This window comes from Streptomyces sp. 3-6 (genome assembly GCF_056323165.1).
In genome coordinates this window covers 1-13,110 of record NZ_JBWHZP010000037.1, presented here as the reverse complement: position 1 = coordinate 13,110, position 13,110 = coordinate 1, and the positions used below count along the sequence as shown (strand labels likewise).

Below are 13,110 nucleotides of genomic sequence, written 5' to 3'. Positions count from 1 at the left end.
CGGGCGGGCGCCCGGCCGTGAGCCGTGCGCCGGCCGCGGCCCGCGGCGGACGGCGGGGCGACGGCGGGGGCCGGAGCGGCGGACACCGCCCTCGCGGCCGGGACGGCCCGGCTGCGGGCCCGGCCGGTCATCCGGCCGTCCCGGGCGCCGGGCGGCGCCGGTCAGACCTCGGCACGGGCCGTCTCCAGCAGTTCCTCGGCGTGCGCCCGGGCGGTCTCGGAGTCCTCCTGCCCGGCCAGCATCCGGGACAGCTCCCGGATGCGGTCCTCGCCCTCCAGCACCTTCACCCCGGAACGGGTGACCGACCCGTCGTCGGTCTTCTCCACCAGCAGCTGCCGGTCGGCGAAGGCGGCCACCTGCGGCAGGTGCGTCACGACCACGACCTGCGCGGTCTTCGCCAGCCGCGCCAGCCGCCGGCCGATCTCGACCGCGGCCTTGCCGCCCACGCCGGCGTCGACCTCGTCGAACAGGTACGTCGGGACGGGGTCGTTGCCCGCGAACACCACCTCCACGGCCAGCATCACGCGGGACAGCTCACCTCCGGAGGCGCCCTTGGCGATGGGCCGGGGCGGCGCCCCGGGGTGCGGGGCCAGCAGCAGTTCGACCTCGTCGACGCCCGACGGCCCGTAGGCGACCGTACGGCCGCCGACCTCGATGCCGTCCGGGTCCTCGCTCTGCCGCAGGTCGAAGGAGACCCGCGCGTGCGGCATCGCCAGGGACGCCAGCTCGGCCGTCACGGCGGCCGCGAACCGCTCGGCGGCCTCGGCCCGCGCCTGCGACAGCGCCGCCGCCAGCTCTCCCAGTTCGGCGCGGAGCGCGTCGCGCTCGGCGGTCAGCTCACCGATGCGCTCGTCGTCCCCGTCCAGCTCGGTCAGCCGGGCCGCGGCCTGCTCGGCCCAGGCCAGCACGGCCGCGACGTCCTCGCCGTACTTGCGGGTCAGTCCGGTCAGCGCGGCCCGCCGCTCCTCGACGGCGGCCAGCCGCAGCGGGTCGGCGTCCAGGTCGTCGGCGTAGCCCGCCAGCTCCCCGGCCACGTCCCGCAGCAGGATGCCGATCTCGCCGATCCGGTCGGTGAGCGCGGCCAGCGCCGGGTCGTGCGCCCGCACGGCTTCCAGGGCCCGCTGGGCGCCCGCGACGAGGGTGCCCGCGTCGACGCCCTCCAGGTCCTCCGGGTTGCCCGCCAGCGCGGCGTGCGCGGCCGCCGCCGCCGACGCCAGCGCCTCGGCGTGGCCCAGCCGTTCGGCCTCCTCCGCCAGCTCCACGTCCTCGCCGGCCCGGGGTTCCACGGCGGCGATCTCGTCGAGGCCGAACCGCAGCAGGTCCGCCTCCTGGGCGCGCTCGCGGGCCCGCGTGGTGATCTGTTCGAGTTCCGCGGAGACGGTCCGCAGCCGCCGGTAGGCCTCGGTGTACTTGCCCAGCGGCACGGCGACCGCGTACCCGGCGTACCGGTCGAGTGCCTGCCGCTGGCGGGACAGCTTCAGCAGCCCCTGCTGGTCGGTCTGGCCGTGCACGGCCACCAGTTCGTCGGCGAGTTCGGCCAGCACGCCCACGGGCACGCTCCGGCCGCCCAGGTGGGCCCGCGAGCGGCCCTCCGCGGAAACGGTCCGGCTGATCAGCAGCGTCCCGTCGTCGAGCTCGGCCCCGGCCTCCTGCGCGCGCACGGCGGCCGCGGCGTCCCCGGGCACGGCGACCCGGCCCTCGACGACCGCGTTCCGGGCCCCGATCCGCACCAGCGCCGCGTCCGCCCGCCCGCCGAGCAGCAGCCCGAGGCTGGTGACCACCATGGTCTTGCCCGCCCCCGTCTCACCGGTGACGGCGGTGAAGCCTGGTGACAGCTCGACGACAGCGTCGTCGATCACTCCGAGCGACCGTATCCGCATCTCCTCCAACACGCTGAAGACCTTACGAGGTCGAAGCCCGCCCGTGCGAGCGGCCCACCCCCGTCACCCGCAGGAGTGGACGCCGCACCCCGGCGCGCAGAGCAGGACGAACGGTCATGAACGGCCCGATGTCGGCGGCCCGGCGGAACCACCCCTTCGGGCCGCGGACGACCGCCGGGAGTACGGCCCGGCGGGGGCCACGACGGGTGCGCCGCACGTCGGGCGGCCCGCCGGAGCACCGCCCGGGCCGCGGGACGAGGCCCCGGCACCGGGAGCGGCAGGGCGGACGGTCCGGCGGCACGGGTGGGCCGGCGACCCAGGCGGACCGGCGGCACGGGCCTCCGGCAGCGCACGCGTCCGGCGGCGCCGGCGTCCCGCCGTCGGACCCTTCCGGAACGGCCCGCCCCCGGTGCCTCAGTGCGGCGCGCCGCGCCAGCCCGACACCGGCAGCGCGAACTTCGCCACCAGCCGGTCGGTGAACGAGGCGTGGTGCAGCCGGGCCAGCCGGACCGGCACCGCCCCGCGCCGCACCTCGACCCGGGCGCCGGTCGGCAGCTCCACGGTCCGCCGCCCGTCGCACCACAGCACCCCCGGCGGGACGTGCGGCAGGATCTCCACCGCCAGCACCGAGTCCGGCGAGGTCACCAGCGGCTTGGCGAACAGGGCGTGGGCGCTGATCGGCACCATCAGCAGTGCCTCCACCTCCGGCCACACCACGGGCCCCCCGGCGGAGAACGCGTAGGCGGTGGACCCGGTGGGGGTCGCGCAGACGATCCCGTCGCAGCCGAAGCCGGTGACGGGGCGGCCGTCGATCTCCAGCACGACCTCCAGCATCCGCTCGGCGGACACCTTCTGCACGGCCGCCTCGTTCAGCGCCCAGTCCGTGTGCACGATGTCGCCGTTGCGGTGCACGACGACATCGACGGTCATCCGCTCCTCGACCTCGTAGGCCCGGCTCACCACCCGGTCGACGACCTTGTCGAGGTCGTCCCGCTCGGCCTCGGCGAGGAACCCGACCCGGCCCAGGTTGACGCCGAGCATCGGCACCCCGGAGGCCCGGGCGAACTCGGCGCCGCGCAGCAGGGTGCCGTCGCCGCCGAGCACGATCAGCAGCTCACAGCCGTCCAGGCTCTGCGGGGTGGCCTCCTTGACGGTCTCCACGTCGTCGGGCAGCGGCAGGTCGCGCGCCTCGTCCTCCAGCACCCGCACGCCCAGCCCGGAGTGCAGCAGGCCCCTGACCACCAGTTCGGCGCTGCGGATGGCCGCGGGCCGCCCGGTGTGGGCGAGCAGGAAAACAGTACGAGCTCGGTTCTGTGTCAACGCGGCCCCTCCGCCACAGCACGGTCGATGTCGGCCGCGTCCGGTTGTGGAGCCCCGGCCCGCAGCCACAGAAAGTATTCGACATTCCCGGACGGTCCGGGCAGCGGACTGGCGGTGACGCCCTTCGTCCCGAGCCCCAGCTCCCACGCCTTGGCCGCCACCCCCCGCACGGCCTCGGCGCGCAGCTCGGGGCTGCGGACGACACCGCCGCTGCCCAGCCGTTCCCGGCCCACCTCGAACTGCGGTTTCACCATCATCACGAGGTCCGCGTCCGGGGCCGTGCACCGCTTGAGGGCGGGCAGCACCAGCCCCAGCGGAATGAAGGACAGATCCCCCACGACAAGATCCACAGGCTCCCCACCGATCGCTTCCAGCGTCAACTCCCGTACGTTCGTACGGTCCTTGACGGTGACGCGTTCATCGTTGCGGAGAGACCAGGCGAGTTGGCCGTATCCGACGTCCACGGCGACCACGTGTGCCGCCCCGGCCCGCAGCAGCACGTCGGTGAAACCGCCGGTGGAGGCGCCGGCGTCGAGCGCCCGGCGCCCCTCGACGAGCAGCCCGGCGGGCCCGAACGCCGCGAGGGCGCCGGCCAGCTTGTGGCCGCCGCGCGACACGTAGTCCGGGTCCCCGGCGTCCTCGGCGACGACGATGGCGGCGGCGGTCTCCACCTGGGTGGCGGACTTGGTCGCGACGGTCCTGCCGACGGTGACACGCCCGGCGGCGATCAGCTGGGCGGCGTGCTCGCGCGAGCGCGCGAGCCTGCGGCGTACCAGCTCGGCGTCGAGACGGCGGCGTGCGACTCCTGCCACGTTCGGTTCAGCTCCTGTGTCCGTGTGCCGACGGGGGCGCGGGGGGTCCCGGGCGGGCGTCGAGCGCGGTCAGCGCGTCGCGCAGCCCCCGGTGTACATCCTCGTACACCTCCAGGTGCCCGTCGGTGGTGAGGTGGTCGGCGTCGGCCAGCCGCCCCAGCAGGGCGTCGACCCCCGGGTCACCGGTGGGCACCGTCGGCACGCCCAGCGGGGCGGGCTCCGCGGGGCGGTACGCGTGCGGGGCGGGCTCCCCGACCGGTGCCTGCGCCGCGGTGTCCTGCGGGGCGGTGCCCTGCTCTGCGGTGTCCGGTCCGGCGGACGGCGTCGCTCCGGTGTCCGGGACACCGGACACCCGCTCGCCGGCGTCGCGCTCCCCGCCCTCCGCCGGTTCCGGCTCCCGCTGCTCCCCGGTGTCCCCCGGCGGCCGGGACGGCGCTCCGGCCGGCCGCTGCGGTGTCCGGTCGGCGCCGGACTGCGGCACTGCGTCGTTCATGCCCCGACGCTACCGCGAACGCCTGGGGTACCGTCTGCGCGATGGCCACGATCGAGGAGTGCCGTGCGGCACTCGACCAGCTCTCGGAGTCCATGGGGGGCGCGGAGGGGGACGTCCGCGCGGCGGCCTCCCTGGACCGCTCCGTCAGCTGCCACATCACCGACCTGGACGTGACCTTCGCCGGCCGGCTGGGCGGCGGACGCCTCCACGTCCACGACACCCGTCCCGGCCCGCCGCGCGAGAGGGCCCAGATCCGGCTCGCCATGACCGGCGACGACCTGCTCGCCCTCGTCCGCGGCGACCTGCACTTCGCCCGCGCCTGGGGCTCGGGCCGGGTACGGCTGGAGGCGGGCCTGCGTGACCTGCTCCGGCTCCGCACGCTGCTGTGACCGGCTCCGGGACCCGTTGCGGGGCGCGGTCAGGGCGTCTTCGCGGTCTCCGTCATCCGGGCCCTGTCCACCGCCGCACGTGACCTGCGCGCCGCCGGCACGACCAGGGGGGTGCCCGTCTCCGGGTCGTCGATGATCTGGCAGCGCAGCCCGAACACCGCCTCGACCAGCTCCGCGGTGACGATGTCGCCGGGGGCGCCCTCGGCCACGACCTTCCCGTCCCGCAGCGCGATGAGGTGGGTGGCGTAGCGCGCCGCGTGGTTGAGGTCGTGCAGGACGGCGACCAGGGTCCGCCCGTGCTCCTCGTGCAGGTCCGCGCACAGGTTCAGGACGTCGATCTGGTGGTGGATGTCCAGGTAGGTCGTCGGTTCGTCGAGCAGCAGCAGCGGGGTCTGCTGGGCCAGCGCCATCGCGATCCACACCCGCTGCCGCTGACCGCCGGACAGCTCGTCGACGTGCCGGTCGGCGAGGTCGCCGACACCGGTGCGGTCCATGGACTCCCGGACGACCCGCTCGTCCTCCGCCGACCACTGGCGCAGCAGGCCCTGGTGCGGGTAGCGGCCACGGCCCACGAGGTCGCCCACGGTGATCCCGTCGGGCGCGATCGACGACTGCGGCAGCAGGCCCAGGGTCCGGGCCACCTTCTTCGCCGGCAGCGACTGGATGGCCTGCCCGTCGAGCAGCACCCGGCCCTGCTGCGGCCGGAGCATCCGCGACAGCGCCCGCAGCAGCGTCGACTTGCCGCACGCGTTGGGGCCGACGATCACGGTGAAGGAGTTGTCCGGTATCTCCACCGACAGCCGCTCGGCGATCACGCGCTGGTCGTAGGCGAGGGTCACGTCCTCGGCGGACAGTCGGTTCACGGTGCTCCTTCGGTTGTTCGGTCCGCTGCGGTCGGTGTCCCGCGCCCTCATATCCGGCCCGCCCGGCGCTCGCTGACCAGCAGCCACAGCAGGTAGACACCGCCGAGCACGCCGGTGACCACGCCCACCGGCAACTGGTCGGCGCCGAACGCCCGCTGGGACACCCAGTCGGCGGTGACCAGCAGGGCCGCGCCCATCCACATCGACGCCACCAGGTTCGGCCCCGGCGAACGGGTCAGCCGCCGGGCGAGCTGCGGCGAGGTGAGCGCCACGAAGCCGACCGGTCCGGCGGCGGCGGTCGCCGAGGCGGTGAGCAGCACGGCCGACAGCATCAGCAGCAGCCGTACGCGCTCCACCCGCACCCCGAGGGCGTACGAGATGTCGTCGCCCATCTCCATCAGACGCAGGCCCCGCGCCTGGGACAGCACCAGCGGCACGAGCACCGCGCACAGGGCGGCCAGCGGCCACACCTGGTCCCAGTCCCGGCCGTCGAGGGATCCGGTGATCCAGACGATCGCCCGGGCCGCGTCGACGATGTCCGACTTGGTGAGCAGGTAGCCGTTGACCGCGGTGACGATCGCGGACACGCCGATGCCGACCAGGACCAGCCGGTAGCCGTGCACACCCCGCTTCCAGGCGAGCACGTAGATGGCGAACCCGGTCACGAGGCCGCCGACCAGGGCACCGAGCGCGACCTGGGTCGCCGAGCCGGAGAACAGCACGATCATCACGAGCGCGCCGGCCGTGGCGCCCTGGCCCAGGCCCAGCACGTCCGGACTGCCCAGCGGGTTGCGGGAGACGGACTGGAACAGCGCGCCGCCCAGGCCGAGCGAGGCACCGACCAGCAGCCCGACCAGGACCCGGGGCAGCCGCAGTTCGGTGATGATGAACTCCTGGCCGGCGTCCCCCTGTCCGAACAGGGTCCGGACCACGTCGGCGGCCGGGATCGGGAAGTCGCCGGTGCCGATCAGCACCACGCTCGCGGTGAGCGCGGCCAGCACCAGCAGCGCGACGACGACGGTGGCGCGGACGTCCAGCCGGACCGAGAGCCCGCCGGGAGTGCGCAGCGCACGGGTAGTCTTCACAGCTGGGCCGTCCTCCGCCGTCGTACCAGAAAGATGAAGAGCGGGCCGCCGATGACCGCGGTCACGATCCCCACCTGCAGCTCCGCGGGCCGGGCCACGACCCGCCCGAGGACGTCGGCGCCGAGCAGCAGCACCGGCGACAGGAGCGCCGCGTAGGGCAGGATCCAGCGCAGGTCGGGCCCGGTGAAGGAACGCACGGCGTGCGGCACCATCAGGCCGACGAACACGATCGGCCCGCAGGCGGCGGTCGCGGCCCCGCACAGCACGGTCGCGGCCAGCATGGACAGCGCCCGGGTGCGGTTGAGGTCGGCGCCCAGCGCCTTGGCGGTGTCGTCGCCCATGGCCATGGCGTTCAGCGGACGGGCCAGCCCCAGCGCCAGGGCCGTGCCGGCCAGCAGGAAGGGCAGCACCTGCCCGATGGTCGCGTCGTTCGCCGCGGCCAGCGACCCGACCGTCCAGAAGCGCATCTTCCCGAGGGCCGCGTCGTCCAGGATCATCACGGCCTGGAGGTAGCCGAACAGCGCGGCGGTGATGGCCGTACCCGCGAGCACCAGCCGCACCGGGGTCGCGTTCCGGCTGCCGCCGAGGAACCACACCAGCGCCCCGACCGCCGCCGCCCCGCAGAAGGCGAACCACACGTAGCCGGACAGCGAGGTGACGCCGAAGAAGGTGATGGCGGTGACGACGGCGGCGGAGGCCCCCGCGTTGATGCCGAGCAGGCCCGGGTCGGCCAGCGGATTGCGGGTGAGGGCCTGGAGCACCGCACCGGCCAGGCCGAGCGCCGCACCGGCCAGCACCCCGAGGAGCGTCCGCGACAGGCGGTCGGCGACGACCACGTCCCCGTAGGTGCCCGTGTCGTGGAACAGGCCGTGCCACACCTGCTCCAGGGACAGCTCCTTCGCCCCGATCGCGATGCTCGCCACGGCGACCAGCGCCAGCAGGACCACGGAGAGCAGCAGCCCGAAGACCCGGAGCGCCCGGCGGTTCCGGGGCGCGGGGGCAGGGGCCGCGCGCTGTTCTGGGGGACTCTCGACCAACACGCAGTTAGGTTAGCCTACCCTGCTATTGGATCACGATCCCCGCGGCTCCCGTACGGGCCGGATTCCGGCGAGCTTCCGCGCGGACCGCGGGGCGCCTCCCGGTCCGGACGACGCCCGCGCCACCGGCCCCCGTTCCCGGCGGACGCGCCCGGCCGCCACGGAGGACACCACCCGCACCGCCGGCTCCGGACGAACCGGACAGGACAGCCGGCGGGACGCGCACGGCCGCCGTGGACGACACCACCGACCGCACCGACCGCCGCCGCTCCCGCCCCCGGCGCCTCACAGCCCCAGCCGAGCCAACGCCTTCCCCGCGTCCAGGGTGCACGCACCGTCCCCGGCCGCCGTCCAGGCCGCCGCGCACAGCGCCCGCAGCCCGTCCAGCGCGCCGCCCCCACCGTCCAGTTCCAGCCGGTCGGCACCCGCCACCGCCGTCCAGCCACCGCACCGGAAGCCGGCCCCGGACGCGACGACCTCCGGCTGCCCGGTCAGCATCCCGCGCAGGTCCGCGTCGACATACGTCGGCCGGTGCCGCGGCGGAGCGGCCAGCAGCTGCGCGCCGTCCGTCACGCCGGTCAGCACCAGCAGCGAGTCGACCCCGCCGTTGAACGCGCCCTCGATGTCCGTGTCCAGACGGTCCCCCACCACCAGCGGCCGTTCGGCCCCCGTCCGCAGGATCGTCTCGCGGTGCATGGGCGGCAGCGGCTTGCCCGCCACCTGCGGCTCCGCCCCGGTGGCGATCCGCACGACCTCCACCGCCGCACCGTTGCCGGGCGCGATGCCCCGCCCGCTGGGGATCGTCAGGTCGGTGTTGGACGCGAACCACGGCAGCCCCCGGGCGACGGCGTAACTCGCCTCCGCGAAGCGCTCCCAGGGGAGATCGGGCCCGCCGTACCCCTGCACCACCGCCACCGGGTCGTCGTCCGCCGACTCCACGGGCTCCAGCCCCCGCTCGCGCAGCGCGACCCGCAGTCCCTCACCGCCCACCACCAGCACCCGGGAGCCCGCCGGCACCTGATCCGCGATGAGCCGGGCCACCGCCTGCGCGGACGTGATCACCTCACCGGCGCCCGTCGGTATCCCCAGCTCGGTCAGGTGCGCCGCCACGGTGTCCGGGGTGCGCAGCGCGTTGTTGGTCACGTACGCCAGCCGCATGCCCCCGGCGCGCGCGGTCGCCAGCGACTCGACGGCGTACGCGATCGCGTTCCCACCCGCGTACACCACACCGTCCAGGTCGAGCAGCGCCGTGTCGTACGCCTCGGCCAGGGCCTGTCCACTGCCCTCGGGCCTCGTCCTGACGCTCGTGCTCATCCGGCATCGCTCCTCGTTCGACGGCTTTCCCCCGATCATCCCCCATGCCCCCGGCACCCGTACGATGCCGGGATGAACACTGCAGGTCACTCGGAAGCAAAGGCGCACCGAGGCCTGGAACTCACCCCGTTCCGAGGCCTCCGCTACGACCCCGACCGGGTCGGCAGCCTGGCCGCCGTGACATCCCCGCCCTACGACGTCGTCGTCCGCCCCGACGGCCTGCACCACCTCCAGTCCGCGGACCCGTACAACATCGTCCGGCTGATCCTGCCCGAGGCCGACACCCCCGAGGCGCGCAACGCCCAGGCCGCCGACACGCTGAACCGGTGGCGCGAGCAGGGCGTCCTGACCCCCGATCCGGAACCCGGCCTCTACGTCTACGAGCAGCGCGACGACGACGGGCTGCTGCAGCGCGGCCTCATCGGCACCCTGCGCGTGTCCGAACCCGAGGAGCAGGTGGTCCTGCCGCACGAGGACGTCATGCCGCACATCGTCGCCGACCGCGCGGCCCTGATGCGCGCCACCTCCGCCAACCTCGAACCCCTCCTCCTCACCTACCGCGGCGACGGCCCGGCCTCCGCCGCCGTCACCGCCGACCTCGTCGAGCGCACGGCCGCGGGACCGCCGCTGTTCGCGACCACCACCGAGGACGGTTTCCACCACCGCCTGTGGTCGGTCACCGACCCCGCGGACCTCGCCGCGGTGAGCAAGGAACTGACCGGCCATCAGGCACTCATCGCCGACGGCCACCACCGCTGGGCGACCTACCGCAGGCTCCGCGCCGAGCACCCCTCCCCCGGCCCGTGGGACCACGGTCTGGTGCTGCTCGTCGACACCGCCCGCTATCCGCTGCGGGTGCGCGCCATCCACCGGCTGCTGCACGACCTGCCGGTCGGGGACGCCCTGGCCGCCCTCGACGGACTGTTCCGGGTCCGCCGCCTCGACCTGCCGCTGCCCGCCGCCCTGGACGCCCTGGCGGAGGCCGCCGGGGCCGGCAACGCCTTCCTGCTGGCCGGGGACGGCGCCTTCCACCTGGTCGACCGTCCGTCCCCGGAGCTGCTGTCCCGCACGGTGCCGGCGGACCGCCCGGAGGCCTGGCGCACCCTGGACGCGACGGTCCTGCACGCCACCCTCCTCGACCACGTCTGGCGGATCCCCGAGGACTCCCCCGAGCACATCGCCTACATCCACGACACCGCCGCGACGGTCGAGAAGGCGGAACGGGACGGCGGGACGGCGGTGCTGATGCACCCCGTCCGCGAGGAAGTGGTCCGGGACCTCGCCCAACAGGGCGTCACCATGCCCCGCAAGTCGACGTCCTTCGGCCCGAAACCCGCCTCGGGCCTGGTCCTGCGCGCCCTGGACCTCTGACCGCCCCGGAAGAACGCGAGGGGTGCGGAACCGCTCGACGGTCCCGCACCCCTTACTCGTGCGCCTCGTTCCCCGTGCGCCTGGGTTCTCCGGGGCGCCTGGGTTCTCCAGTGCGCCTCGGTACTCCGGTGCGCCTCAGTCGTCCTTCTCGACGTCCGAGGCGTCCGAGCGGCCCGGCTCCTCCGCCGTGGCGTCGCCGTCTCCGCCGGTCGTCGCGCCGCTTGCGGGCGGGGTCTCCTCGGCCTCAAGGGCCTCGGAGGCGGGGGCCTCAGCGGTGGGCGTCTCAGCCGTGGACGCCTCAGCCGTGGGGACCGGCTCCGGGTCGACGGGGGCGTCGGCAGTGTGGGGGTCCTCGTCGTCGGCCAGCGCGTCGACGAAGGCCACACCGTCCAGCTCGGCCAACCGGTCGGAGGCGTCCGTGCTGCCGTCCCGGTCGGCCTCGACCGCCTTCGCGAACCACTCGCGGGCCTCGTCCTCCCGCCCGGCGGCCAGCAGCGCATCGGCGTAGGCGTACCGCAGGCGCGCGGTCCACGGCTGGACGGAGTTCGACGCCAGCTCGGAGCTCTGCAGCGTCACGATCGCCGCGTCCAGCTGTCCCAGGTCACGCCGGGCCCCGGCGGCGACCAGGCGCATCTCGACCTGGCCGGCCTTGTCGAGCTTGTGCACCTCGGGAGCACCGGCCATGTCCAACGCCTTCTCGGGCCGTCCGAGTCCGCGCTCGCAGTCGGCCATGAGCGGCCACAGCTCGACGGTGCCGGTCATCCGCCGGGCGGCACGGAACTCGGCGAGCGCCTCCGCGTACTTCTGGCTGGCGTACGCGGCGAACCCGGCGGCCTCCCGGACGGCGGCCACGCGCGAGGCGAGGCGCAGGGCCACCCTGGAGTAGCCGTAGGCACCCTCCGGGTCCTCGTCGATCAGCCGGGCCACCATCACCAGGTTCTTGGCGACGTCGTCCGCGAGCGTCTTGGGCAGGCTCAGGAGCTCCTGCCGCACGTCCTTGTCGATCTCCTCGCCGGTGACGTCCTCGGGGATGGGCAGCCGCTTGATCGGCTCGCGGTCGCGGTCACGGTCCCGCTCCTCACGGAAGCGTCCGCCGCCGTGCCGGTCGTCCCGCCCACGGAAGCCACCCGGCCGCCCGCCCCGGTCGTCCCGGCGCGGCCCGCCACGCCGGTCGTCCCGGCCACGGAAGCCACCACGGTCGCCGCCCCGGCCGTCGTCGCGACGGAAGCCGCCGCGGTCGTCACGGGTGCGACTGTCGTCACGGCGGAAGCCGCCACGGTCGTCACGGCCACGGCTGTCGTCCCGCCCACGGAAGCCACCGCGGTCATCACGGCCACGGCTGTCATCACGACGGAAACCGCCCCGGTCATCACGGCCACGGCTGTCGTCGCGCCGGAAGCCGCCACGGTCCTCACGGCCACGGCTGTCATCGCGACGGAAGCCGCCACGGTCCTCACGGGTGCGACTGTCCTCACGGGTGCGACTGTCCTCACGGCCACGACTGTCGTCACGGCGGAAACCGCCCCGGTCGTCACGGCCCCGGAAGTCGTCACGCCGGAAGCCACCACGGTCGTCACGGCCACCACGATCGTCGCGACCCCGAAAACCGTCTCGGCTGTCGTCGCGGCCCCTGTATCCACCGCGGTCGCCTCCACGGCTGTCCCCGCGCTGGTCGTCCCGGCCACGGAAGCCGCCGCGGTCACCGCGCTGCTCACCGCGGTCGTCCCGGCCGGCTCGGTCGTCCCGGTCGCGGAAACCGCCGCTCCTGGGTCCCCGGTCGTCGTCACGGCCCCGGTAGGCGGACCGGAAGCCACCGCGGTCACCGCCACGGGCATCATCGCGCCGGAAACCGCCGCGCTCGCCCCGGTAACCCCGGTCGTCACCCCGGCGATCGTCGCTCCGCCGGTCGTCACGCGGGCGGTCGTCGCGGCGACCATGACCCCGGTCCTCATCGCGGCGTTGGCCGTACCGCTCCCGGTCACCACCCCGACGCTCGTCACGGCGGTCGTCACGACCGCCGTAACCGCCGCGCTCACCACCGCGGTGTTCGTCCCGGCCCCGGTAACCGCCCCGCTGCTCGGGCCGGTCGCCACGGTCGCTCCGGTCGTCACGGCGGAAACCGCGGTCCCGGTCACCGCCCCGATCCCGGTCGCGGTCGTCGCGCCGGAAGGGGGGACGCTCGTCCCTGCGGAATCCGCGGTCGCGGTCGTCGCCCCGACGCGGGCCGCCCGGCCGGCCGCCACGGTCGGATCGGTCACCACTGTCCCGTCGCCGCTGGTCGCGTTCCGGTCGGTCGCCGGGAGAGTTGGTGGACATGGTGACTCCTGTCTTCGGTACCGCAAGTATCTCGCGCGGCCGGGTACCCAGCGCGCTCCAGAAATGAAAAAGGACCCCTGGTCCCAGCTGAACGCTGGTGACCAGGGGTCCTTCAACAAAAATTGTTCGGCGGCGTCCTACTCTCCCACAGGGTCCCCCCTGCAGTACCATCGGCGCTGTAAGGCTTAGCTTCCGGGTTCGGAATGTAACCGGGCGTTTCCCCTACGCTA

At 74.7% G+C, this 13,110-nt stretch carries 12 protein-coding genes and 1 rRNA gene; 2 read left to right on the top strand and 11 right to left on the bottom strand.

Features of this window, described 5'->3' with window-relative positions; all coding sequences use genetic code 11:
- Positions 1-161: 161 nt before the first annotated feature.
- The 4 genes from recN to AC02VZ_RS25780 form a co-directional block, all read right to left on the bottom strand.
- Entirely contained in the window at positions 162-1,880 is a 1,719-nt protein-coding gene (recN, locus tag AC02VZ_RS25795; protein ID WP_476476532.1) for a DNA repair protein RecN, read from the bottom strand.
- Positions 1,881-2,294: 414 nt separating this feature from the next.
- On the bottom strand, positions 2,295-3,200 hold the full coding sequence (locus AC02VZ_RS25790; protein ID WP_362092640.1) for an NAD kinase: 906 nt from the start codon (positions 3,198-3,200) through the stop codon (positions 2,295-2,297).
- Entirely contained in the window at positions 3,197-4,012 is an 816-nt protein-coding gene (locus tag AC02VZ_RS25785) for a TlyA family RNA methyltransferase (RefSeq protein ID WP_432058727.1), read from the bottom strand. The genes AC02VZ_RS25790 and AC02VZ_RS25785 overlap by 4 nt, the downstream gene beginning before the upstream one ends.
- Positions 4,013-4,019: 7 nt before the next feature.
- A complete protein-coding gene (locus AC02VZ_RS25780) occupies positions 4,020-4,364 on the bottom strand; it encodes a hypothetical protein (RefSeq protein WP_476476531.1) in 345 nt (114 codons plus the stop codon).
- Between the two features lie 182 nt (positions 4,365-4,546).
- Between AC02VZ_RS25780 and AC02VZ_RS25775 the strand changes: the two genes are divergently transcribed.
- Positions 4,547-4,894, top strand: coding sequence for a sterol-binding protein (locus AC02VZ_RS25775; RefSeq protein ID WP_432058728.1), 348 nt, complete (start codon positions 4,547-4,549; stop codon positions 4,892-4,894).
- 29 nt (positions 4,895-4,923) lie between these two features.
- Here AC02VZ_RS25775 and AC02VZ_RS25770 read toward each other — a convergent pair whose 3' ends face one another.
- The 4 genes from AC02VZ_RS25770 to AC02VZ_RS25755 form a co-directional block, all read right to left on the bottom strand.
- Positions 4,924-5,808, bottom strand: coding sequence for an ABC transporter ATP-binding protein (locus AC02VZ_RS25770; protein ID WP_432058729.1), 885 nt, complete (start codon positions 5,806-5,808; stop codon positions 4,924-4,926).
- Positions 5,805-6,842: a FecCD family ABC transporter permease gene (locus AC02VZ_RS25765; RefSeq protein ID WP_476476530.1), complete on the bottom strand. Its 1,038-nt coding sequence runs from the start codon at positions 6,840-6,842 to the stop codon at positions 5,805-5,807. The genes AC02VZ_RS25770 and AC02VZ_RS25765 overlap by 4 nt, the downstream gene beginning before the upstream one ends.
- Positions 6,839-7,882, bottom strand: coding sequence for a FecCD family ABC transporter permease (locus AC02VZ_RS25760; protein ID WP_476476529.1), 1,044 nt, complete (start codon positions 7,880-7,882; stop codon positions 6,839-6,841). The genes AC02VZ_RS25765 and AC02VZ_RS25760 overlap by 4 nt, the downstream gene beginning before the upstream one ends.
- Positions 7,883-8,164: 282 nt before the next feature.
- A complete protein-coding gene (locus AC02VZ_RS25755; RefSeq protein WP_432058732.1) occupies positions 8,165-9,193 on the bottom strand; it encodes an HAD-IIA family hydrolase in 1,029 nt (342 codons plus the stop codon).
- Positions 9,194-9,265: 72 nt separating this feature from the next.
- Here AC02VZ_RS25755 and AC02VZ_RS25750 point away from each other — a divergent pair, with 72 nt between their 5' ends.
- Positions 9,266-10,564, top strand: a complete 1,299-nt coding sequence (locus AC02VZ_RS25750; RefSeq protein ID WP_476476528.1) for a DUF1015 domain-containing protein — start codon at positions 9,266-9,268, stop codon at positions 10,562-10,564.
- Between the two features lie 135 nt (positions 10,565-10,699).
- On the opposite strand, the gene AC02VZ_RS25745 is transcribed toward AC02VZ_RS25750, so the two are convergent.
- The 3 genes from AC02VZ_RS25745 to rrf form a co-directional block, all read right to left on the bottom strand.
- Positions 10,700-11,557: a tetratricopeptide repeat protein gene (locus AC02VZ_RS25745; protein ID WP_476476527.1), complete on the bottom strand. Its 858-nt coding sequence runs from the start codon at positions 11,555-11,557 to the stop codon at positions 10,700-10,702.
- Positions 11,539-12,822 (bottom strand): hypothetical protein, encoded by a 1,284-nt coding sequence (locus AC02VZ_RS25740; protein WP_476476526.1) that lies wholly within the window; start codon positions 12,820-12,822, stop codon positions 11,539-11,541. Before AC02VZ_RS25740 ends, AC02VZ_RS25745 begins: the two co-directional genes overlap by 19 nt.
- A gap of 182 nt (positions 12,823-13,004) precedes the next feature.
- A 5S ribosomal RNA gene (gene rrf / locus AC02VZ_RS25735) occupies positions 13,005-13,110 on the bottom strand; the annotation flags it as partial.